Raw genomic sequence first — 23,490 nt, 5'->3', positions numbered from 1 at the left:
TGGTTAGAAAGCCTGAGATAACAGATGCTCGACCCGTCCCTGCCACTAAGTACACTACTAGATGCTATGCCCGATGCGACACTGGTAGTCAATAATCAGGGGCAAATATTGATGTGTAACCGCCAACTGGAGCAGATGTTTGGCTATCCCAACCAGTCTTTAGTCGGCGAACCTGTGCATACTTTGATTCCAAGCGAATACCATACTAAGCATGCCAAACATGTACATGAATACATGCAGTGCCCAAGACGCAGAATGATGGGCTCGGTAATGACCTTGTACGGGCAGCACCTAAATGGCCAGACATTCCCTGTAGATATAATGCTCAGTCCACTGGAATTGGATCACGAAAGATTTGTGATATGTACCATCCGCGAGATGCGCGAGGTAAAACAAATGCAGGATGCACTGACCGAAGCGCTGCGCCGCGAGCGGCAATTGGCCCGCAGGGATCCACTAACCCAATGTGCCAATCGCCGTGCATTTACCGAGATGGTGGAATACGAGATTGAGCGTTGCAGTCGTTATCATCGGCCTTTCAGTATCGCCTTTGTGGCATTAGGTAATTTTAAGCGGGTCAATGAACATGAAGGACATTTGGTTGGCGATCAATTGCTCCAATCAATTGCCAGACAATTGGAAGGTGCCCTGCGAAGCAGCGACACAGTGGCAAGAATTGACGGCGACGAATTTGCCCTGCTACTGCCCGAGGCCCCGCAGGATCTTGCTAAAGGCATACTGGATCGCTTACATAGACAATTATTGGATAGCCTAGCCAGTCGTTACAGCCCTGTTTCTGTGAGTATCGCCGTTTTGGTCTGCGAGCAGGCGCCGGACCATTTAGATACTTTACTGAAATCTTTGTACAACCTTATGAGTGAGGTAACGCAGGAGAGCAAGGGGTCTATCCGTTACTGCCAGTATCCTCAGCGCTAAACCATTCCCGGAAGAATACCTTGGCAGGTGCCGTTTCAAACTGCTTATGTAAAGGGACGAACAGCGGTTTCTGCAAAAGACCATCCCAGGAATCCAGCAGTTGCTCGATATTCTGGTCTGTCATCCGGCAACATTCCTGATAACGACTTAGCAACTGGGTTAACGACCTACCATAGTTTTGCTGTAATTGGCCATCTGCCACAACAAAAAACCAGGCACCTCCCCAATATGCCGGCGGATACTGACGATTTTGCATTAACCTGCGCGCCACCGTCGCGGCACTGTACTGGCTATTGTACCAGCGTACCTGTGGAGCAATTTTGGCTCGATAAGCGGCTTCCAGACTCGTATCCAACACACCAGCTTCTGCCATTATCTGATATTGCATAAAACTGGCAAAACCTTCGGCAAACCAGCTGTTCCAACTGCCAAGATAGGGAATAGCAAGGTGGCTAATCTCATGATAGGCAGTCCAATCATCGATAAACTTCTGCTCAGGAAAACGCGGATCAACATAAAAATGCACCGTTTGACGCCCTTCACGCCAGGTATTTGCCCAAGGCACCGGCTGATTGGCTTTGCGAGGATGCAATATCAGTTGCATCTCGAAGGGATAGGGTCCAAGTGTCTTTCGAGTGGCACTAACGGCATGTTCAAGCCATTGACTCAACTTGGCTTGCTGTATTTCATCAAATGCCTGCCGCCCTTGGATCTGATAGCCACCGCCCTGCCCGGCCCAGGCAAACCAGTTGAACATCAACAATAACCACAAAAAAATGGAACGCATAGGCCTGAATAAATTGAGAAACATCGCCTAATAGTGGCAGGCGTTGCTCAGACAACAAGCCCTGTCATCGCCTGCCCCCTGTCGTTGGTCTTGTTATCTCGTGGCTTATTCCATCTCAGCAGTGAGAACATCGGCAATTTTACTTTTGTCACAGGTCGCGAGCATTTTAGCCATGGCATCCGGGCAGTAGCCTTTACGGCAGCAACGTGACAGGTCAGCAAAATGCTGATTAGCGCGCTTGCGCAAAAGGTCGCCAATCACCCCACGAAGCCACATCAGACCTTGATCGCCATCCTGACGTTTATGCCAGAGCATACCTAATTGGGTGGGCGGTAACTCAATAGGAGTTTCATATACCGCCAATTCCCCATTGAAGATTTCCTTTTCCACGGCCATGGACGGCACCACACAGATAAGATTGCTATCTCTTAACAAGGGAGCTACCGCAGAGAAATGGTTGACTGACATGGCAACCCGTCTGGTCATACCCAATTGCAGCAGCGCGACATCGGTGATGCCAGTGGTATCGCCGGACATGGATACCAACAGATGTTCGGCACGGATAAAATCTTCCAAACTCAGTTCTTCACCAGCAAGGGGATGACCAGGGCGCATGGCGCACACATAACGCGGGGTGAACAGGTATTCGCTGCGGATCACGCTGGACACCATAGTTTGCCCTGCCGCAATCATATCCACTTCGGCATCGTTCAGGGCTTTTTCGTTATTTACTATGGTATTGGGAATAGCGTGGATATTAATGTTAGGTGCGTGCTGTTCAATGTAACGTCGCAGCGGCGACCACACCATACTGACGGTAATATCAGAAATCACCAAGCGAAAGGTACGTGTTGCCGTAGCCGGATCAAAAGATGTCGGGTCGACGGCATCCTCCAACTGACGCAAAGGATCACGGATCTGGCTCCACAGGTTTTGTGCGAATACGGTAGGCTGGATGCCCCTGCCGTCTTTCACAAACAGCTCATCTTTCCAGGCGCTGCGCATTCTGGATAGCGCATTTGACACAGCAGGCTGGGTCATGGCTAAACGGTCGGCTGCCCGGGTAATAGCGCCTTCCGTCATGATGGCGTCAAAAATCATCAGTAGATTCAGGTCTTGATGTCGCATCACATACTCCTATCCCATGTTGCTCCGCATAATACATCAAATATCATGATATGTATCATGCAAAATTATAATTTTTTTTATAACAACTAAACTCCCATACTTGCCGGCGTCGCAAATGGCTTATGGAGAGACACATGCCCACTAAACACATACTCGCAGTTACCCTTTTGGCGGGAACTGTCAGCTTACTCAGCGCCTGTGGAACGGAACCATCCGGCGCACCACAAATGCACGCCCCGCAAGTTTCCGTTGCGCCTGTTATCAGTCAACGTATTACCGAATGGGACGAGTTTACCGGCCGACTGGAAGCACCACAAACCGTGGAACTGCGCCCCAGAGTGTCCGGCTATATTGATATGGTCGCCTTTGAAGAAGGCGCCTTGGTAAAAGCCGGCGATCCCTTGTTCTTTATAGATAACCAACCTTTCAAAGCCGAAGTCCGACGCTTGGAAGGGGAATTGGAACAGGCACAAAGCCAAGTAGAACTGGCAAAAAGTGAGTACGCTCGCGCGCAGAAATTGGCGGCACAATCGGCAATATCAGAGGAGATACTGGATAATCGCCGCGCTCAGCTTCAACAGGCCACCGCCCGCATTCACTCGGTTAGTGCCGCACTCGACGTAGCTCGCTTGAACCGTGGCTATACCCGTGTGGAAGCACCGATTTCAGGCCGTGTATCGCGCGCCATGATTACTAAAGGCAACTACGTGACCGCCGGGCAAAGCCTGCTCACCACAATCGTTTCCACCGACAAGGTGTATGCCTACTTTGATGCGGACGAGCAAACCTATTTGCAGTACCTGAAACTGGCTAAAGAAGGCAGCCGCGCCAGTGCCCGTGATGGTGAACACCCGGTATTTATGGGATTGGCCAATGACAAGGGGCATCCGCATCAGGGGGTGGTGGATTTTATGGATAACCAGGTGAACCCCACCACAGGCACCATCCGCGCACGAGCGGTTTTTAACAACAGTGAAGGGCAATTCCTGCCCGGCCTGTTTGCCCGCATTAAACTGACCGGCAGTGCCAGCTATAACGGTATTTTGATTGAAGACAGAGCCATTGGCACTGACCTTAGCAACAAGTTTGTACTTGTATTGGACGAGGCCAATCAAGTGCAATACCGCGCGGTAGAGCTGGGTGAGAAGCTACAAGGCCTGCGCATCATCAAGTCCGGCTTAACCGCTGCTGACAAGATTGTTGTAAATGGTTTGCAACGGGTGCGTCCTGGCAGTGAAGTGAATCCCCAACTGGTGAATATGACCAGCCCACAAAAACTGGAGCAACTACAAGCCATGCAAGACCGCCTGGATACCCTCCTTCCCGGTACTCAACTGGCCAGACAGTCGGGTCTGACCGGCGAGTTCGGAGGCTAAGATGAACTTTTCCCAGTTCTTTATTCAGCGTCCCATTTTTGCCGGTGTATTATCGCTGATGATATTTATCGCCGGCGCCTTGGCGGTCTGGAAACTCCCCATCACTGAATACCCGGAAGTGGTGCCGCCCACGGTAGTGGTTACGGCTAACTATCCCGGTGCCAATCCCAAAGTGATTGCTGAAACAGTGGCATCCCCGTTGGAGCAAGAAATCAACGGCGTGGAAAATATGCTGTATATGTCTTCCTCTGCCACCTCTGATGGGCGTATGACACTCACCATTACCTTTGCCATCGGCACAGATCCGGACGATGCCACGACCTTAGTACAAAACCGTGTTAACCGTGCCATCCCGCGCCTACCGCAGGAAGTACAGCGTTTAGGTGTGGTGACCGAGAAATCCTCACCGGACCTGACCATGGTAGTGCACCTGATTTCCCCGGATGAGAGATACGATATGTTGTATCTGTCCAACTATGCCCACCAGAACGTAAAAGACGAGCTGGCGCGCATCGAAGGCGTGGGTAGCACTCAACAGTGGGGCGCTGGTGAATTCAGCATGCGTGTCTGGCTGGATCCTGAGAAAGTGGCGGCCCTAAACCTAAACCCGGGTGATGTGGTTGCTGCAATACGCGCGCAAAACCAGCAGGCCGCGGCCGGCAGTCTCGGCGCACAGCCAGCCGGGGACAGCGATTTTCAATTGCTGATCAACGTAAAAGGGCGTCTGGCAGATGAAGAAGAGTTCGCCAATATCATCATCAAAGTCGGTGACGATGGGCAGATCTCCCGTATTCGTGATGTGGGCCGGGTTGAACTGGGCTCCAGCTTCTATGCCTTGCGTTCTTTACTGAATAACCAACCAGCGGTAGCCATTGGTGTATTTCAGGCACCGGGCTCTAACGCCATCCAGATCTCAGATGATGTACGGGCCAGTATGGCCGAACTGAAGAAAACCTTCCCACAAGGGGTGGACTACCAGATTGTTTATGACCCAACAGTGTTTGTGCGCGGTTCCATTAAAGCCGTGATCAATACCCTGCTGGAAGCCATATTACTGGTGGTGTTGGTGGTTGTGCTGTTTCTGCAAACCTGGCGCGCCTCAATTATCCCTTTAGTGGCAGTACCTATCTCACTGGTTGGTACCTTTGCCATTATGCATCTGATGGGCTTTTCCCTGAATGCGCTCTCGCTGTTTGGTCTGGTTCTGGCCATAGGTATCGTGGTGGACGACGCCATAGTGGTAGTCGAAAACGTTGAGCGTAACATCCATGACGGTTTAAGCCCGATAGAAGCGACCAAACAGGCTATGCGCGAAGTAACCGGGCCTATTGTGGCCACCACCTTGGTGCTGGCCGCGGTGTTTATTCCTACCGCATTTATGTCTGGGCTGACAGGTCAGTTCTACAAGCAATTTGCGTTAACCATCACTATCTCAACAGTCATCTCAGCCTTTAACTCCCTAACCCTCAGCCCTGCCCTGTCGGCTTTGTTACTGAAAAGCAAAGACGCCCCCAAGGACTGGCTAACCCGAGGTATGGACAAGGTCTTCGGCGGCTGGCTGTTTGGTCCATTCAACCGTTTGTTTGACCGTGGTGCTAAAGGTTACACACAAGGTGTAGGCAAGCTGGTGCGTATGAGCGGTATTATTCTGGTGCTGTATGCTGGCCTGATGGCGCTGACCTATCAGCAGTTCTCAAGTACTCCAACCGGTTATGTACCGGGTCAGGACAAAATGTATCTGGTGTCTTTTGCCCAGCTACCGGATGCCGCCTCATTGGACAGAACCGAAGCGGTGATCCGCGAGATGTCTGACATCATGCTCAAACACCCAGGTGTTGCTAATGCCGTGGCCTTCCCAGGCTTGAACATCAACGGTTTTACCAACAGCCCCAGCAGCGGCATTGTATTTGCTGCACTAAAACCTTTTGAGGAACGCAACAGTCCTGAGCTTTCTGCCGGTGCCATTGCAGCCCAATTAAATCAGCAGTTTGGCGCTATTCAGGGAGCCTTTATTGCCATTTTCCCACCGCCACCAGTACAAGGGCTAGGCACAATTGGCGGCTTCAGGTTGCAAATTCAGGACAGGGCCGGTCTTGGTTATGAAGAACTGTATCGCGTCACCCAGGAAGTCATAGGTAAAGCCTGGGCAGCCCCAGAGCTCACGGGTAATTTCACCAGCTTCCAGGTCAATGTGCCGCAACTTGATGTGGAACTTGACCGCACCAAAGCCATGAGCCAGGGCGTGGATATGAATACCCTGTTCCAGACGATGCAGGCTTATCTTGGCTCTGTGTATGTGAATGACTTCAACCAATTTGGTCGTACCTATCAGGTCAACGTGCAGGCAGACGAACGTTTCCGTCAGGAGCCGGAGCAGATTGCCCAGCTAAAAGTGCGCAATCAGGACGGCCATATGATCCCACTAGGCTCTTTCTTAAGTGCGAATCACAGTGCCGGACCGGATCGGGTGATGCACTACAACGCTTATCCAACGGCCGAGGTTAACGGTGCACCGGCAACCGGCTACAGCTCTGGTCAGGCTAAGGCGGCGATTGAGCAAATCCTGAACGAGACTCTGCCGCTTGGCATGACCTATGAGTGGACAGAACTGACCTATCAGCAAATTCTGGCCGGTAATACCGCGATGCTGGTGTTCCCGCTAGTGGTACTGCTGGTGTTCATGGTACTGGCTGCTCAGTACGAGAGCCTGACACTGCCGCTGGCGATCATTCTGATTGTGCCTATGACGCTGCTGTCGGCCATGACCGGGGTGATTATTTATGGAGGGGATAATAATATCTTCACCCAGATTGGCTTTATCGTACTGGTCGGGCTCGCCACCAAGAACGCCATATTGATTGTCGAATTTGCCAAAGAGCTTGAGGACAAAGGCCTGAGCACCATGGATGCTATCAAGGAAGCCAGTCGTCTGCGTCTGCGTCCAATTCTGATGACCTCCATCGCCTTTATTATGGGTGTGGTGCCTATGGTGTTGTCCTCCGGTGCCGGTGCAGAAATGCGCCAGGCCATGGGTGTGGCAGTATTCTCCGGCATGATTGGGGTAACCATATTCGGTTTGATTCTGACCCCGGTGTTTTACCACTTGCTGAGAAATCGCAAAGCGAAAAAGCAAGCCGAACAAGTTGCTATGCAAGGAGCTCTGGCCCATGACTAACAGTATGCTCAGAATGCCACTGGCCGCCTTGGCCACTGCGATCCTCAGTGCTTGTGCGGTAGGACCGGATTACCAGGCACCGGAACTGAAGGCCAGTGAACTGACTAACCTGACTGCCGCTGCGCAGTCAGGGGTCAGCCAGGACCCACTCTGGTGGCGTCAGTTTGATGACCCACAACTTAATCAGCTGATTGAAGCGACTCTTAAGAACAACCCGTCCCTGGCCGCCGCCAAGGCCAATGTGGATGCCGCTTATGCCCAGTTTATGGACATCAGCAACGATATTCTGCCAAGCGGGGATATCGAAGCCAGCCATCAGGCGCAAAGCCAGCTCACTCCGGGTATGGGCGATGCGCGAATTCACAGCCGATCTGCCCACTTAGGGGCAAACCTGAACTGGACATTGGATCTGTTTGGCAAGCTGCGCCGGGCCACAGAGGCAGCGCAGGCCGACGCCCAGGCGAGCGAGCAAGCCTGGCAGGAAGTGCGCATTAGTTTACTGGCCGAAGTGGCCAACCAATACGCCACCAGCCAGGCCTTAAACAGTCGCATTGAGGTGGCCAGGCAAAACCTGCAAAGCCTGACCCAAACCCGCGCCATTATTCAGGCCAGACTCGATTCAGGCTATGCCTCACAATTGGACTTACTGCGTATGGATGCCCAGCTAAAAGGTGTAGAAGCCAGTATTCCGCAGCTTGAAGCACAGCGGCTGCGTAGCCGTAATACCTTACTGGCCCTGGCAGGCGGCAGTCAGCAACTGCCCGATTGGCAATGGCAAGACCGGGCGCTGCCCAAGCTGTCTCAACCGGTGGCCATTAGCCAGCCTGAACGCTTGCTGCAAGCACGCCCCAATGTGCAGCAGGCAGAGCGTCAGCTGGCCGCCGCTACGGCACGCATAGGTGTCGCCAAAGCCGCCAGCTACCCAGAGCTGTCAGTAAATGGTTTTCTGGGCTTTTTATCTTTGGGTAGTACCGAGTTTGACAGCCAAACCCGGGCCTGGAGTCTGGCCCCAAGCTTGCGCTTACCTGCCTTTGATATGTCTTCTGTAAAAGCACAAATCGATGTGGCCAATGCCAGACAAAGAGCGGCCCTGGCCAATCTTCAGCAGCAGTGGCTAAACGCCGTGGCGGACGCGCAATCTGCGTTAACCGATTACAGCTTCAGCCAACAACAAAGCCATTTATTGCAAGCCCAGGTTGATGCCAGCCAGCAGGCCTTGCAACTGGCACAGTTGCAGTATGACGCTGGAGCCATTGAATTGCTGGATCTGCTCGACAGTCAGCGCACCTTGCTGGCCGCCCACGACAATCTGGTGCAGGCCCAGCATAGAACCTTCTCTGCACTGACCAATGTGTATACCGCCTTTGGTGGTAGCTTAACGGTGCCCGAATCGGACCTATTGGCCAGTCATTAACCCCTTGCCCTCTTTGAGGCACCCGGCGGCGACCGTCCCTCCGAACCAAGCCAATCGCCGGGTTGCCTCACTTTTTCAACCAGCCAGTTCAAACATGGTTCAGTTAAGGTTAAGCGCCTCGCGCCTATAACCCTAAAACAGGTTGAACGTCGCCGTTTATTTGTTCAACGCCCGCAAGCTTTATCAAAGGAGGCACAAGATGCTTAACCTAGCTTACTGGAAAGCGCATTTGCGACTGCTGGCGGTGCTACTGCTGGGATTTACCTTAGTACCCCTTAGCAGTGCATGGGCACAAGAGATCAGGGTAGTTGAGGAAGAAGAAGCCCTGGATGTGGAAGAACTGGATGCTCTGCTGGCACCGGTTGCATTATATCCGGACACCCTGCTGTCACATATTCTGATTGCTGCCAGTTATCCCTTGGAAGTTGTAGAAGCCGCACGTTGGCGCGAGAAAAACGCGGATTTGGACGCCGAGGATGTACTGCAGGCCAGTGAAAACAAAGACTGGGATCCCAGCGTGAAGGCGTTGCTACCATTTCGCGATCTGTTAACACGCATGAGTGAGGATTTAGACTGGACGCGTGATCTTGGTGAAGCCAATCTGGCTGATGAAGGGCTGGTGCTTGCACGTATTCAGCATCTGCGTCGCCAGGCTTACAGTCAGGGCAATCTGTCCAGCAATGATCATGTGGTGGTGGAAGAAGAACCGGAAGTGATCCGCATCGAAACGGTAAAACGTGAAGTGGTATATGTGCCCTATTACGACAGCCGTGTGGTATATGGTGATTGGTGGTGGCACCGCCCTCCGGTTTATTGGCCATCCAGTGGTTGGTCGGTGGACATTCACTGGGGTCATAGTGTTTGGGTACGCCCCGCGTTCTACTTCAGTGCCTTTCATTGGCACAACCGTCATATTGTGGTGAATTATGATTATTACCGCACGCCTCGTCACTACTACCCCAGCCAGTACTGGTATCGAAATGATGCCAGACGCTGGCACCATGATGTGCACCACAGACGCGGCGTTCGCTACCACCAGCCCCGCGCTTACCGTCAGGTTACCTATAACAGGGAAAGCGGCCAGCCTGGTGGCACGGTACATGTGAACCGGGTAAAGCAAAACCCCAGGTTTAAATCGGTTGAGCATCATAGCCGCACGATGGAAAGCAATAGCAGGCACCTTGTAAAGCCAGTTAAAAGCCGGGACATTGTGCGTCATGCAGACAAACCGGCAGTAAGCCGCACATTGCAAGGACAAGTTCCAAACCGCGACATAGACAAAGCAAGATATCCGAAGGATAAAGCCCATCCACGGGAAGAGAAAACCATCCGCCGCCTTGAGGAAAAATCGCCGCGTAGCGAACCCAATAGGCGTCATCAGGAAAAGCCGCAACAACGCCAGCAGGTGCCAGAACGGCTGAAAGACAAGCCAAGCTCTCGGGCTGAAAGCCGAGCCGTATCCGGTTTCAGTGCCTCAACCGAAACGCGCAGGCAAAGTTACTCACAGCCAAACAAACCCACTCGCGAAATTAACCAGCAGCAAAACAGCCGAAAAGCAGACCGTAGCCAGCACAGCAATCGCCAGCAGGTCAAACACAATAGCCATGAACGACAGAACAAAAAGGAAATGCAGCACAGATAAAGCACGCAGCCTGGCGATGGGGGTTTCGCCAGGTTTTCACTTGCTGGAATAGTGTGGCCTTTTATTGCAACTCAACCGCTTTTATCTTTATCCAGGCCTGGCCCCCTTCTGCATCGGTAAGATCTGGAACAAAGGAGATAGCCACTTCATCTTGTTTTACTAGAGGGTGGCTATAAGTGGCAGTACTACCATGAGGATCGGTGGCATAGCGCCAATCGGCTGGGTTTAGCTCGGCATGCGCGTTGCCAGCAAAAACGGCGACTAACATTGCAGTGATTAATGCCTTTAGCTTCATCGTTCATTTCCTTATGCTCAGCAATTCAAGTCGTTTCTGTATTATTCACAGTAATTCTAATCAGGTAAGAAAATATAATAACACTTTGTTTTAATTAAAAAACGCAACTAAATAGAGGAATCTCCATCTAATCCACAAGCTGCACTTACTGCAAACTGTCTTAGAAGCGTCCTACAGACTATTTAGCTTGATACAGGCTGTTACAACGATTCTGAGTATTAGCGCCCAGCAAAAGACAACAGCAATATACGCCAGCAGACGCAGTATCGATAACAACTTAATCCCTTAGGTACGCTCTGTGCATGCGTTGAGTCACACGGGTCAGCAGTTCATAGCCGATGGTATTAGCATGGGCGGCAACCTCATTAACCGGAATATTGCCACCCCAAAGTTCGACCTCGTCACCGACCTTAGCTTCAGGGATATGGCTGATATCAATGGTCAACATATCCATAGAGACAGTGCCCACCACCCTGGCCCGCTGGCCATGTAAAAAGACTTCGCTGGCACTGTTAGTTAAGCGCGGGTAGCCATCTGCATAACCTATCGCCAGCGTCGCAATTCGGCTCTTCTGCTCAGCCTGCCAGCGGCAGTTGTAGCCCACAGCCTCACCCGGCATAACCTCGCGAATGGCAATAATCTGACTGGTAACCGTCATCGCCACCTGTAAGTTCAGCTCAGCAACAGTCTTATCGGCAATGGGCGGACAGCCATACAGCATGATACCTGGTCGATTCCAGCCAACAGCGGACTGGGGCAACCTGATAAGGGCTGCACTATTCGCCAGACTCACTTCACATTCCATATGTGCTGCCAGTGCAAATAACTGCTGCATCTGGTGTTTACTAATGGGGGAATCCAGCACCTCGGCGCAAGAAAAGTGACTTGCCAGCACGGGTCTTTGTTTCATTTCCCTGCAGAGTTTGTCGGCCCAACTCTGCGCATCTACCGGTGTTAACCCAAGCCTGTGCATACCGGTGTCCACTTTTAACCAACACTGCAGCTCAGGAGTTGGCGTTAAAGACATTAAGGCTAACAATTGCTCGTTGCTATGCAGCATGGGCCAAAAATTGAATTGCTCCGCTAAACGCAGCTCTTCTTCGCCAGTCAGCCCTTCGAGGATCAGTATAGGTTTTCCAATACCTGCCGCCCGCAACGCCAGCGCCTCATCAAGAAAAGCCACAGCAAATGCTGGCACATGAGGTTCAAGATACGTGGCCACTTCGATGGCGCCATGGCCATAGGCATCGGCTTTGATCACCGCAACTTGTCTGGCTTTGGGCGCAAGCTTACAAGCTTGCTGATAATTGCTCAGTATTGCTGACAAGTTAATTTTGGCCAGAGTGGGTCGGTGATGCATTGTTATCCAAATCAGAAAAAGCAAACGAGAATATTAATTTACCAAAAATGAATACAAATTAAATATTTTATTCACAGAGGTACTTGTTCTATTATCGGACCATTCCCTCCATACCAATGGGCAGAGTAACATGAAACATTACAAGAAACTTATCCCCCTGGCGGCGTTACTGGCATGTAATGTCGCCCTGGCAAACTGGCAAGTTCCGAGCGATGTAGAACAGTTGGTGGTCGTCACCACCAAGGACTGGCAAGCCATTCAGGGACAAATGCAGGTCTATGAGCGTCAAGACGGCCAGTGGCAAGCCGCAGACATAAAGACCCCTGTGACTATTGGTCGTACCGGCATGGCGTGGGGAATTGGCCTGCATCCCCAACAACCTGGGCAGCAAAAACAGGAGGGTGACGGCAAAGCACCAGCCGGAGTATTTCGCCTGACAACAGCTTTTGGTTATCAAGCGCTGAACAATTTGCATCTGCCCTATGAGCAAATGCAATCCAGTCACTACTGTATGGACGTGAACGGCTCACCTTATTACAACCAGATAGTAGACAGCCAGAAAGTGGGTGAAAAGGCCGTTGAGGGTTCAACAGAAGGGATGCGCCGCGACCTGCATAATGGTGACGATTTATATAAAAAGGGCATAGTGGTGGAGCATAATGGCGGTAATATTTCCGGCGCGGGAAGTTGTATATTCATGCACCTGTGGCGTGCAAAAGACAAGCCTACCGCAGGATGCACTGCGATGCCGGAAGGCGCTATGGATAAATTATTAGGTTGGCTGGAAGCAGAAAAACACCCGGCACTACTGCTGTTACCCGAGGACGAATATCAGAAGTTACGCAGTGAGTGGGCGCTGCCATAATGGCTTGTGCTTTAAACAATTTGCTTTTACGCGCAATCCACAGCTTCTGAATGTGCGGGAGCACTAAAAAGACAAAAGGGCAGTATCACTGCCCCTTTTTGCTTTTCACACCCGCTTTTGAAAATAAATACGGGTAATGCCGTCTAGTCATTAGCCCACATTGGCCACATACCAAGGCATGGTCAGGCTGATGCCTTCAAAAATGCGGTACTGAGGAGCATAGCCAAGCAGATTTTCAGCTTTACTGATATCCGCTTGAGAATGGCGCACATCACCAGGTCGGAAATCACGATAAACGGGCTGCTTGGGGTACGTCACACCTTGTTCATCCAGTGCATCCTTAATGGCCTGGAATAGCTGATTCAAGGTGGTTCTGTCACCTACTGCCACATTAAACACTTCACTGTTGTCCAACTCTGTCATAGCCGCCAGCAAATTAGCCTGGATCACGTTCTCGATATAACAGAAATCGCGACTAGTTTCGCCGTCACCGTTCACAATCACTTCGTCACCACGCTTCATAGCCGCGGTCCATTTAGGTATCACCGCTGCATAAGCGCCATCTGGATCCTGGCGACGTCCGAACACGTTAAAGTAACGCAGTCCTACTGATTTAAAACCATAAGCCCTTGCAAATACATCGGCATACAGTTCGTTTACGTACTTAGTCACGGCATAAGGCGACAAAGGCTTGCCAATATTCTCTTCAACTTTGGGTAAAGCCGGATGGTCGCCATAAGTTGAACTGGACGCCGCATAAACAAAGGCCTTCACCCCTTGCTCTTTGGCCGCTACCAGCATATTCAGAAAACCGCTGATATTCACTTCGTTGCTGGTAATAGGATCGTTTAACGAACGAGGTACCGAACCCAGCGCCGCTTGATGCAGCACTCTGTCAACCCCGTTTACCGCCTCAAAACAGGTGGCCTTATCGCGAATATCGCCCTCAATAAAACGAAACTGTTGCCAGCGCTCTTCGCCCACCAACTGCTGCACTTCGTCCAGATTACGTTGATGACCTGTGGCAAAATTATCCAGCCCTACCACTTTCTGGTTGGCCATAAGCAAGGCCTCCAGTAAGTTCGAACCAATAAACCCGGCAACCCCGGTTACCAACCAGGTTTGCGGGTTAAGTTTAAGTTCGCTCAGTAAGCGGGAGAATCTATCCATTCTTTACAGCCTCATATCCGTCAGCGATTTATCCAGTGCATACTTAAGGTCGTATACTACGCGCTTGTCCTTACACAAAGAGGCGAGTTTCTCACTGCCCCAGTCTTTGAATTCTTTATGCGCCACAGCCAATATTACTGAATCATAAGCACCACTGGTGGGCTGTGCGGTTAGCTCCAAACCATACTCATGCATGGCCTCTTCCGGAGAAGCCCAGGGATCATGGATATCCACCGCCACACCGTATTCTTTAAGCTCATCAACTATGTCTACCACACGGGTATTTCGCAGGTCGGGGCAGTTTTCTTTAAAGGTTAATCCCAGCAACAGTACCTTAGCACCTTGCACCTGAATACCCTTTTGAATCATGGCTTTGACCAGTTCAGATACCACATACTGCCCCATACCGTCGTTTAAGCGGCGGCCAGCCAGGATCATCTCCGGATGGTAGCCAATGGCCTGCGCTTTATGCGTCAGATAATAGGGATCGACACCAATACAGTGACCGCCAACCAAACCGGGTCTGAATGGCAGGAAGTTCCATTTGGTACCTGCCGCTTCCAGTACTTCCAGTGTATCTATACCCAGGCGGTTAAAGATGATGGCCAGTTCATTAATCAGGGCAATATTTACGTCACGCTGGGTGTTCTCTATTACTTTGGCGGCTTCCGCCACTTTAATAGAACTAGCCAGATGCGTTCCGGCGGTGATGATTTCGCGATAGATACCATCCACAAGCACGCCAACCTCGGGAGTGGAACCAGAGGTCACCTTTTTGATGGTGGACACCCGGTGTTCTTTATCACCCGGGTTAATTCGCTCTGGGCTGTAGCCGGCATAAAAGTCCTGGTTGAACTTCAGCCCGGACACTCGCTCCAGCACAGGCACACAGTCTTCTTCCGTTGCACCCGGATAAACCGTGGATTCATAAATTACGATATCCCCTTGCTTAAGCACCTTGCCAATGGTTTCACTGGCGCGGATTAAGGGGGTTAAATCTGGACGCTTAAAATTATCAATGGGAGTCGGTACAGTAACAATAAATACGTTGGCACGGCGCAAGTCTTCCAAATCGCAACTGAAGCTAAGCTGAGAAGCCTCAGCCAATTCTTCCTTGCTGACTTCCAGGGTAAAATCCACCCCTTCCTGCAACTCTTTAATACGTTTGGCATTAATATCAAAACCAATAACCGGTCGTTTCTTGCCAAACTCAGCCGCCAGCGGCAATCCCACATAACCTAAACCGATAACAGCCAGGCTCACTTCCTGACCATTGAGCAACTGCTTTTCCATTGACTTGTCCCTCAAAATTCCATCAATTTTTTGATTTTTGCTATGGTGATGGATCTGGATAGTAAGTCAACGGCAATAGCCAATTTTTTGTCACTTAGTGACAAAATCTGGCAAATGAAAAGACCGGATCCAGGAAAGGTAGAAAAAGTGCTATTGATTTACTGTCACTGGATAAACAGGGGCGGTAAAGAATCCGCCCCAGGATATTTAAAGCGTCAGAACTCAGAGTTGGTCTAAATAGGCATCAATATCATCGTCGAGCTGTTTGTCTTCTTTGCTCTGTTCGACCTTACCGTCTTTCACCTTAAACTCTGTATTCTGGAAATAGATATCTTTAACCAGCGCGTAGGGATCTACTGCACCATCCAGTAATTGCTCCTGATCCATCAGCTTAATACGGGTTTCAACCGCATCAATCCCCCAGCGAAACAAACTTAAGGGGAGACTCAGGGTATCCATTGGCCAGTAAGCAGAATCAACTAAATCCCCGACACCGCCACGCACATCGTTGGCACCGTACACTGGTAGCATAACATAAGGCCCATTACCTAAGCCCCAGACCCCTAGCACCTCTCCGAACTCTTCACCCTTGCGGTCCATACCAATCTCACCAGCAACATCAATGGTGCCGAGCAGACCTACGGTAGAGTTAAGCAGGAAACGTCCCAGGCTGACCATGGAGTCACCCACCTTGCCTTGCAACAAGTTGTTAACCGTGTTGGCTGGCTCTTCCAGGTTGGAGGCGGCGTTATGTAAGCCGGTACGGGCAAACCCTGGCATATAATCGCGGTAAACCACAGCGACCGGGCGGGCAACATAAGTATCCAGGTAATCCCAGTTGAAGGTCCACATGGCGCGGTTAAAAGATTCTAGTGGATCTCTTGGATCGCCCTTCACGTCATTATTCTGTTCCACTGCATTGGTTTGTGCAGCGGCAGCTTGTTCAGCAGCGCCCTGATTGGCACAGCCGCCCAAAAGCAAAGCGGGTAACAATAAGCACAAGCCCAATTGGCACTTGTTCAATCTCATTAATTCAATTCCTTATCGATCAGTATCTCGGCACGCATGGTGGTACCTTTCGCCACCTCAAGCTGAATTTCGCCCTGCAATTCACCGGGTGCGATTTCGACATTCTCGTCCCGGGAAACCCGCGCGATCACCTGAGCATGCGCAAGACTGGATAGATTGTAGTTGGGCAACATTGCATTGCTATCAGACAACTCAATTTCAATAGGTAATACTGACAGCGGTTGTTTAATCACGGCTGCCGGCATTTTCATGGCGCCATCACTGCTGCGGGCAAACACAATCAGATAACCCTGCTCTGGTAGTTGCGCTTTCACCTCTTCACTCAGCGCGACTTGCACCAGCAGACGGGTGCTGGACATGCCGCTTAGTTCACTAATACGCTGCTGTATGGAAGCCTGCATAGGATCGTCGGCGGGCAACATGGCGCCTAGGGCAGTCCAACTTTTGATTGCCAGAGGGGTATCACCTAACTGAGACGCCGCAATAGCAAGCAGCCCAAGACTGCTCTGATTTTCCGGCTCCTGCAACTGAAGTTTTGTCAAAAGTTGTTTCGCTCTGATCAAGCTTTCTTCATTGCCTACCATCACCAATGCCTGACTCAGACTTAGCAAGGTGCCCCCCCGCTCAGGGTCAAGGCTTAAAGATTTTTCGTAGGCTTCAATTGCACTGTCTAAGCGACTCAAACTGGCATATAAGCGCCCCAGCAATAACCAGCCTTCTGGCGCCGCGGGTTCAGCATTCAACTTAGTGCGCAAAGCAAGTGCGAAGCGTTGTAATTCATCCACCGTTACGGTCGGATCGGCTTCCACTACCACTCGGCGCCCCAGCTCTGCCAACTGCGAATTAGCCTGTTGCCAATCCTGCAGCGCATCAATCTCATTAGCCTTCCAATAACTCAATGCACTCACCATCACAGCTATCAGTAAACCAGCAATAAATACGGCTTTGCTGCCTGTCGCACGTTGTTGTTCAGCCTCACCTTGCTCAACCGCCAGGGCCAGCTTTAGCTCCTGCTCGGCAGTTTCCAGATCCTTACTTTCAATTAACCCTTCAGCCACCTCTCGACGCAATTCTTGCAGGCGCTGGCGCGTTAACGCCACATTTAACCTTTGGCCATCCACTGTCTTATTAAAGGTTTTACCCAGCCAAGGCCAGGCGACCAGGAACGCGGCCAGTAAAGCCATAACCGCGACGGCAATCCAAAACATGGTCAAGGTTTGTTCTCCTGCGTTTGATCTTTGTCCAGCAGTTGTTCAGCCTGGGCTAAAAGTGCCGCATCCAACTCGGACACTGTGCTACGACGCCTTCTGACGACCATCAAGGCTGCCCCACCGATAAAGGCGATGGGCCCAAGCCACAGCAGTATGGTGGCTGGATTTAGCGGTGGCTGGTAATAAACAAAATCACCGTATCTGTCTTTCATGTAATCAATGATTTCGCCTTTGCTTTTACCTTGTTGCATCAACTGATAAACCTTGCGTTTCAGATCCTGGGCAACCAGCGCGTCAGAATCAGCGATATTCTGATTCTGACATTTCGGGCAACGCAACTCTTCGGTCAGTTCTTTGAACTCCTGACGCTGTTTATCACTGGCGAAGCTATAGACTTCTTCAACAGCAAAGACCGACAGGGGTAACATCATGGCCAATGCACATAGCAGTTTTTTCATTGGCTTAGCTCCTGATACAAAGGCAGGAATTTGGTCTGCCATACCCGCTCATTCAAGTCACCCACATGGTGCAGCCGCACCTTGCCTTGGCGATCAATCAGAAAAGTTTCAGGCGCCCCAGTGACACCGAAGTCCATAGAGGTATCCCGCTGCTCATCAAAGATATTAAACACATAGGGGTTACCTAATTGAGATAGGGTTTTGTCGATATCCAATCGAATCTCAGGCAGGGTCTTACCACCAAAGTCGGGATCCATGTTCTGCTCGTAATAAAGACCGACAATGCGCACGCCCTGTTGACGCAGTTCGGTTAAAAACGGCAGTTCAATAGCGCAAGTGACGCACCAGGTACCCCACACATTCAATAGTGTTACCTCACCGTCAAACACCTCAGGGCCATATTCGATGGAGGCATCCATCACATCTGGCAAGCGAAACGTTGGCACTGGTTGATTTAGCAGGCTGGACTCAATATCCCTGGGGTTTGAGAAAAGCCCCTGTAGCAAAAACACCGTGATTAGCAGAAACAATCCCAGCGGCAACAAAAATAAGCCTATGCGCTTCATGCTGCCTCTCCTGCCATGGCTTCGGACTTAACACGAACCTTAGCCAGTTTGCTCATCCGATAGCGCTTGTCACTCATGGAGAGTAAGCCACCAATGGCCATCAGCGCTGCCCCGCCCCAAATCCAGCGGATATAGGGTTTGACATAAACACGTAAGGCCCAGTCGCCGTTGTTAAGTTGTTCACCCAGGGCGACGTATAGATCACGGGTAAAACCAGGATCTACTGCCGCTTCGGTCATCATATTGCGCTGCACCGTATAGAAGCGTTTTTGCGCTTCCAAATGGCTGATCTTACGGCCATTTTCATATACATCAAGCTTGGCTACATGGCCTGAATAGTTCGGCCCCTTAAGAATCTCAACCCCCAGAAAACGGAACTCATAACCTTGCAGCTCAATGCTGTCTCCGGGAGTCATACGCACATCCCGCTCAACGCTATAGCTGGTTACCATTGCTATGCCCATAATCATGGCGGCGAATCCCAGGTGCCCCATTACCATCCCCCAATGACTGGGTGTCAGAGAAGTCAGACCGGCCAGCCCTTGTTTACTTGCGGATAAACGCTGGCGAATCTCCTGCACTGTTGCAATCGCGATCCACACCGACAGTGCCATACCCAACGTGGCCATGTAAGACAATCCATCACGACCAAAGCTCAGCAATGCCACGGCCACGACACTCAGCCCAACACCAGCCAGCATTTGATTACGTAGTGCCGGCAATGTCTGGTGCTTCCAACGGCTCAGCGGCCCCATCACCATCAGCAGCACAAAAGGTACGATTAGATAAACAAACATCTGGTCAAAAAAGGGTGCTCCAATACTGATAGAACCCAGTCCTAACTCTTTATGTACCAAAGGTAACAAGGTCCCCATCAACACCACTAACGTGGCACTGCAAAGCAGAATGTTGTTGCCTATCAGCATGGTCTCCCGGGACAACAACTCATAGCGTCCAACACTACGCAGTTGCGGTGCGCGAAGCGCATACAGCAGCAGTGACGCACCGATAACCAGCACAAGCAGGCCCAGAATAAACAGACCACGGGTAGGGTCAGAGGCAAAGGAGTGTACCGATACCAACACGCCGGAGCGCACCAGGAAGGTACCCAACAGGCTCAATGAGAAAGCCGCAATGGCCAGCAAAACCGTCCAGGACTTAAAGGCTTTACGTTTTTCGGTAACCGCCAATGAGTGCAAAAGCGCAGTACCGACCAACCAGGGCATAAAAGAGGCGTTTTCAACCGGATCCCAGAACCACCAACCGCCCCAGCCAAGCTCTTTGTATGCCCACCAACTGCCCAGTGCAATGCCTAGGGTTAGAAATACCCAGGCGGCCAGTGTCCAGGGTCTTGACCAGCGAGCCCAGGTGGAATCCAAACGGCCAGCCACCAAGGCGGCAATGGCAAAGGCAAACACCACGGAGAATCCCACATAGCCCATATACAACAAAGGTGGATGAATGATCATACCAAAGTCTTGTAACAGGGGATTCAAGTCGCGTCCATCAACCGGAAAGAAGGGCAATAAACGTTCAAATGGGTTAGATGCCAGCAGGATGTACAGATAAAATCCTATTCCGACCATGCCCATAATGGCCAATACCCGTGCCAGGATATCCTGCGGAATGCCACCACTGAACATGGCAACGGCCACGGCCCAGGCAGCAAAGATCAATACCCACAGCAGAAACGACCCTTCATGTCCCCCCCACACCGCGGTGATTTGATAATACCAAGGCAGTAAGCTGTTGGAGTTATGCGCGACATAGGCGATAGAGAAGTCGTTATTCAGAAAGCTCTGGGTTAAACACAGATAGGCAAACAGGGTAAAAAGAAACAGCCCGACGGTTAGCGGCTTGGCTGTTTGCATCAGCAATACCTGACCACGCTGGGCACCCCACATGGGATAAATAGCCAGCAAGATGGCCATCAGCAGCGCCAGAACCAGCGAAAAGTGACCTAATTCTGCCAGCATCACCTACCCCTTATCGCCGTAGACGGCCTCGGATGGTTTAACGTGTTTAATCCCTTTCATGGCTTCGGCCAACTCTGGAGGCATATATTCCTCATCGTGCTTGGCCAGGACTTCTTCTGCTTCGATATGGTTCGCAGCAGTTAATACGCCGGTGGCGACAATACCCTGCCCCTCGCGGAACAGATCAGGCAGAATGCCCTGATAACTGACAGTAACAACAGGCCCGGTATCGACCAGGTCGAAGCTCACCGCCAGGCTGTCGTCAACGCGTTTCACCGACCCGGGTACCACCATACCACCAATTCGCAGGCGCTGACCGACCTGGGGTTTCACGCCCTTTTTGCCTTCTACCAACTCGGTTGGGGTGTAGAACAAATCAATGTTCTGCCCCAAGGCATAGAGCATCAGACCAATAGCACCACCGACCACCAGGATCACTGCGCTAAAGGCCACCAGCCGTTGTTTACGTCTTGGATTCATCAATCCACCTCTTCAGCAAGTTTAGAATTCTGTTGCTGGCGGGCACGGCTGGCAGCAATACGTTGCTGCCTGGCCTGTTCGGCCTGCCAGGTTGTCTGCAGACTACGGCGCGCTTTGACGCTCTGTACAATCAACAGCAGCAAGGCCAAACCGCTGACGCCGAACGCCAGCCAGACATAAAATGCATATCCACCCATGGCCCAGAAGGCTGACCAACTCTCAAAATGCATGGTTACTGGCCCTCTTGTTGACGGTACATGGCTTGCACCCAGGGGCGGTGCATTTCACGGCGGATCATTTCACTTTGTAATCGATACAGACTCAGCGCTGCAACCAGCAGCCCTAAGCCGACAATACTGATAAGAAGCGGCCAGAGCATTTCCGGCGCAATAGAGGGTTTGCCAAATTTGGTTATAGTCGCCCCTTGGTGCAGGGTATTCCACCATTCCACGGAGTAATGAATGATAGGCAAATTCACCACCCCAACCAGGGCCAAAATACCAGCCGCTTTGGCGCCTTGTTGCTTGTCTTCAAAAGATTGATAGAGCGCCATCACACCCAGGTAAAGAAACAGCAGAATCAGCTCTGAGGTCAGTCTGGCATCCCACACCCACCAAGTGCCCCACATGGGCTTGCCCCAGGCAGCACCGGTAAAGAGTGCAACAAAAGTGACCACCGCCCCTACCGGCGCGATAGCGGCAACCGCCATGTCGGCACTACGGATTTGCCAAACCAGCCCAATAAAGGCAGCAATAGCCATACCGCTGTATGCCCCCATTGACAGAATTGCGCTGGGTACATGCAAGTATATGATTCTAAATGAATCGCCTTGCTGGTAATCGGCCGGGGCAAAAGCCAGCCCCCAGACCAGGCCGATAGCCAAGCCCAATGCGGCACCACCCCAGCACCATGGCAGCAGTTTGCTACAAAGGGCAAAGGCCCGTTCGGTTTTAGCGTATGGATGTAACCATTTCCACATAGTCAGTTGCACCTGATAGTTTTTTAATTCTGACTGATTTTCAAAGCATGTGCGGTGGCCACAGGCGTCAACGCCAGTGCCAGCAACAACAGCGCCCCTATAATGGCTAGTTGGCCATTATAGGGAAGTTGCATTGAGGCCGCATCCACCGCCGAGGTGGCAAAAATCAATAATGGGATGAACAGCGGCAACAGTAACAGCGACAGTAATACGCCGCCACGTTGTAACCCCAGAGTCAGCGCAACACCCGTAGCACCCACAAGGCTCAGTAGGGGGGTACCGACCAGCAAACTGCACAGCAGCGCGACATACATCTCTGGGGTGAGGTTCAAAAACAGGGCCAGCAGTGGCGAAATCAACAGCAATGGTAATACGCAGGTCAACCAGTGAGCAGTCACTTTCACCAGCACCACCGCATACAGTGGCAAACCGCTTAGCATCATCTGTTCCAACCAGCCATCGCTGAAATCGTCACGGAACAGCCGCTCCATACCCAACAGCGAAGACAGTAACACCGCCACCCAAATTACACCGGGGGCAATTTTTTGCAGCATCTGCGGGCCGGGTCCTACACCAAGAGGAAATAAACTAATCACCAATACAAAGAATATCAGTGGCTGGATCAATTCGGATTTCTGTCGATAGGCCAGCGCCATCTCACGCCCTAATAAGCCGGTTAGTCTGGCTATCATAAGCGGTACTCCAGATGCAGCTCGCGCACCGGCAAGGGAAAGTCCAGGCTTTGATGAGAGGTCATAATGATAAGGCCCTGACTCTGCAAATGTTCAGCTAGACGCGATTTAAGTAGCGCGACCGCCTGTTTGTCCAAGGCGGTAAAAGGCTCGTCCAGTACCCATAAAGGGCAGGATTTCAACCAGAAACGAGCCAGGGCAATACGACGCTGCTGACCTGCAGACAATTGCCCGGCGGGAAGCTCTTCTAATCCCACCAAACCCATGGTTTCAAGCAGTGGATAAAGATCCTGATTGGTAGGTAACCCTTGCATACGACACCAAAAACGCAGGTTATCTATGGCGTTTAACGCCAGATTCACACCCAGTTTATGGCCGAAATAACAGAGTTCACTCTGATACTGGCCAGGAGTTCGGCGGATATCCTCTCCACGCCACTGGATGCTGCCACTATCCGGTAGCGACAACCCTACCAGCAACCGTAATAAACTGGTTTTGCCTGCGCCATTGGGACCTTGAACATGCAGCAGTTCACCCGCTTGCATACTAAAGCCCAATTCCTCAAACAAAATGCGATCACGCTTTACGCAAGATAATTTGTTAACCGATAGTAAGGACAAACTTAGCCTTTTAGGTGGTTGGCATTCTTAATGCGATG

At 51.3% G+C, this 23,490-nt stretch carries 22 protein-coding genes; 6 read left to right on the top strand and 16 right to left on the bottom strand.

The window, feature by feature from the left end:
- The first annotated feature begins 24 nt into the window (after positions 1 to 24).
- Complete coding sequence (locus J0A65_RS15450; protein WP_206595217.1) at positions 25 to 936, top strand: sensor domain-containing diguanylate cyclase; 912 nt, start codon at positions 25 to 27, stop codon at positions 934 to 936.
- On the opposite strand, the gene J0A65_RS27395 is transcribed toward J0A65_RS15450, so the two are convergent.
- Together J0A65_RS27395 and J0A65_RS15440 are read right to left on the bottom strand one after the other, a co-directional pair.
- Entirely contained in the window at positions 905 to 1,693 is a 789-nt protein-coding gene (locus J0A65_RS27395; RefSeq protein ID WP_232849985.1) for a hypothetical protein, read from the bottom strand. The genes J0A65_RS15450 and J0A65_RS27395 overlap by 32 nt on opposite strands.
- 135 nt (positions 1,694 to 1,828) lie before the next feature.
- Complete coding sequence (locus tag J0A65_RS15440; RefSeq protein ID WP_206595216.1) at positions 1,829 to 2,851, bottom strand: LysR family transcriptional regulator; 1,023 nt, start codon at positions 2,849 to 2,851, stop codon at positions 1,829 to 1,831.
- A 134-nt stretch (positions 2,852 to 2,985) separates the two neighbouring features.
- On the opposite strand from J0A65_RS15440, the gene J0A65_RS15435 reads away from it, so the two are divergent.
- From J0A65_RS15435 to J0A65_RS15420, 4 genes are all read left to right on the top strand, one after another.
- Positions 2,986 to 4,227 (top strand): efflux RND transporter periplasmic adaptor subunit, encoded by a 1,242-nt coding sequence (locus J0A65_RS15435; protein ID WP_206595215.1) that lies wholly within the window; start codon positions 2,986 to 2,988, stop codon positions 4,225 to 4,227.
- Between the two features lies 1 nt (position 4,228).
- Entirely contained in the window at positions 4,229 to 7,402 is a 3,174-nt protein-coding gene (locus J0A65_RS15430) for an efflux RND transporter permease subunit (RefSeq protein ID WP_206595214.1), read from the top strand.
- On the top strand, positions 7,395 to 8,816 hold the full coding sequence (locus J0A65_RS15425) for an efflux transporter outer membrane subunit (protein ID WP_206595213.1): 1,422 nt from the start codon (positions 7,395 to 7,397) through the stop codon (positions 8,814 to 8,816). Before J0A65_RS15430 ends, J0A65_RS15425 begins: the two co-directional genes overlap by 8 nt.
- 199 nt (positions 8,817 to 9,015) lie before the next feature.
- Positions 9,016 to 10,458: a DUF3300 domain-containing protein gene (locus J0A65_RS15420; protein WP_206595212.1), complete on the top strand. Its 1,443-nt coding sequence runs from the start codon at positions 9,016 to 9,018 to the stop codon at positions 10,456 to 10,458.
- A gap of 61 nt (positions 10,459 to 10,519) precedes the next feature.
- On the opposite strand, the gene J0A65_RS15415 is transcribed toward J0A65_RS15420, so the two are convergent.
- Both J0A65_RS15415 and alr read right to left on the bottom strand, forming a co-directional pair.
- Complete coding sequence (locus J0A65_RS15415; RefSeq protein WP_206595211.1) at positions 10,520 to 10,753, bottom strand: hypothetical protein; 234 nt, start codon at positions 10,751 to 10,753, stop codon at positions 10,520 to 10,522.
- A gap of 277 nt (positions 10,754 to 11,030) precedes the next feature.
- A complete protein-coding gene (gene alr, locus J0A65_RS15410; protein WP_206595210.1) occupies positions 11,031 to 12,113 on the bottom strand; it encodes an alanine racemase in 1,083 nt (360 codons plus the stop codon).
- A 130-nt stretch (positions 12,114 to 12,243) separates the two neighbouring features.
- Between alr and J0A65_RS15405 the strand changes: the two genes are divergently transcribed.
- Entirely contained in the window at positions 12,244 to 12,978 is a 735-nt protein-coding gene (locus J0A65_RS15405) for a L,D-transpeptidase family protein (protein ID WP_206595209.1), read from the top strand.
- A 150-nt stretch (positions 12,979 to 13,128) separates the two neighbouring features.
- Here the strand turns inward: J0A65_RS15405 and J0A65_RS15400 are convergent, their stop codons facing one another.
- The 12 genes from J0A65_RS15400 to ccmA form a co-directional block, all read right to left on the bottom strand.
- The gene (locus J0A65_RS15400) at positions 13,129 to 14,148 is read right to left on the bottom strand and encodes an SDR family oxidoreductase (RefSeq protein WP_206595208.1); all 1,020 of its coding nucleotides are present in this window, start codon (positions 14,146 to 14,148) and stop codon (positions 13,129 to 13,131) included.
- A 3-nt stretch (positions 14,149 to 14,151) separates the two neighbouring features.
- The gene (gene tviB / locus J0A65_RS15395; protein ID WP_206595207.1) at positions 14,152 to 15,441 is read right to left on the bottom strand and encodes a Vi polysaccharide biosynthesis UDP-N-acetylglucosamine C-6 dehydrogenase TviB; all 1,290 of its coding nucleotides are present in this window, start codon (positions 15,439 to 15,441) and stop codon (positions 14,152 to 14,154) included.
- Positions 15,442 to 15,663: 222 nt separating this feature from the next.
- Positions 15,664 to 16,470, bottom strand: coding sequence for an MlaA family lipoprotein (locus tag J0A65_RS15390; RefSeq protein WP_416135312.1), 807 nt, complete (start codon positions 16,468 to 16,470; stop codon positions 15,664 to 15,666).
- Positions 16,470 to 17,678 (bottom strand): c-type cytochrome biogenesis protein CcmI, encoded by a 1,209-nt coding sequence (gene ccmI / locus J0A65_RS15385; protein WP_232849991.1) that lies wholly within the window; start codon positions 17,676 to 17,678, stop codon positions 16,470 to 16,472. The genes J0A65_RS15390 and ccmI overlap by 1 nt, the downstream gene beginning before the upstream one ends.
- A gap of 2 nt (positions 17,679 to 17,680) precedes the next feature.
- The gene (locus tag J0A65_RS15380; protein ID WP_206595205.1) at positions 17,681 to 18,139 is read right to left on the bottom strand and encodes a cytochrome c-type biogenesis protein; all 459 of its coding nucleotides are present in this window, start codon (positions 18,137 to 18,139) and stop codon (positions 17,681 to 17,683) included.
- Positions 18,136 to 18,705, bottom strand: a complete 570-nt coding sequence (locus J0A65_RS15375) for a DsbE family thiol:disulfide interchange protein (protein ID WP_206595204.1) — start codon at positions 18,703 to 18,705, stop codon at positions 18,136 to 18,138. Before J0A65_RS15375 ends, J0A65_RS15380 begins: the two co-directional genes overlap by 4 nt.
- Entirely contained in the window at positions 18,702 to 20,681 is a 1,980-nt protein-coding gene (locus J0A65_RS15370; RefSeq protein ID WP_206595203.1) for a heme lyase CcmF/NrfE family subunit, read from the bottom strand. Before J0A65_RS15370 ends, J0A65_RS15375 begins: the two co-directional genes overlap by 4 nt.
- A gap of 3 nt (positions 20,682 to 20,684) precedes the next feature.
- Positions 20,685 to 21,161 (bottom strand): cytochrome c maturation protein CcmE, encoded by a 477-nt coding sequence (gene ccmE / locus J0A65_RS15365; protein ID WP_206595202.1) that lies wholly within the window; start codon positions 21,159 to 21,161, stop codon positions 20,685 to 20,687.
- On the bottom strand, positions 21,161 to 21,391 hold the full coding sequence (ccmD, locus tag J0A65_RS15360) for a heme exporter protein CcmD (RefSeq protein WP_206595201.1): 231 nt from the start codon (positions 21,389 to 21,391) through the stop codon (positions 21,161 to 21,163). Before ccmD ends, ccmE begins: the two co-directional genes overlap by 1 nt.
- Before the next feature lie 2 nt (positions 21,392 to 21,393).
- Complete coding sequence (locus J0A65_RS15355; RefSeq protein ID WP_206595200.1) at positions 21,394 to 22,140, bottom strand: heme ABC transporter permease; 747 nt, start codon at positions 22,138 to 22,140, stop codon at positions 21,394 to 21,396.
- A 23-nt stretch (positions 22,141 to 22,163) separates the two neighbouring features.
- Entirely contained in the window at positions 22,164 to 22,832 is a 669-nt protein-coding gene (gene ccmB, locus J0A65_RS15350; RefSeq protein ID WP_206595199.1) for a heme exporter protein CcmB, read from the bottom strand.
- Positions 22,829 to 23,452, bottom strand: a complete 624-nt coding sequence (gene ccmA, locus J0A65_RS15345) for a cytochrome c biogenesis heme-transporting ATPase CcmA (RefSeq protein WP_206595198.1) — start codon at positions 23,450 to 23,452, stop codon at positions 22,829 to 22,831. The genes ccmB and ccmA overlap by 4 nt, the downstream gene beginning before the upstream one ends.
- Between the last annotated feature and the right edge of the window lie 38 nt (positions 23,453 to 23,490).

Origin of the sequence: Bowmanella yangjiangensis (assembly GCF_017255015.1) — a bacterium.
Lineage (GTDB): Bacteria > Pseudomonadota > Gammaproteobacteria > Enterobacterales > Alteromonadaceae > Bowmanella > Bowmanella yangjiangensis.
Note: the sequence above shows the minus strand (reverse complement) of the source record. Positions and strands in the feature narration are given on the sequence as shown.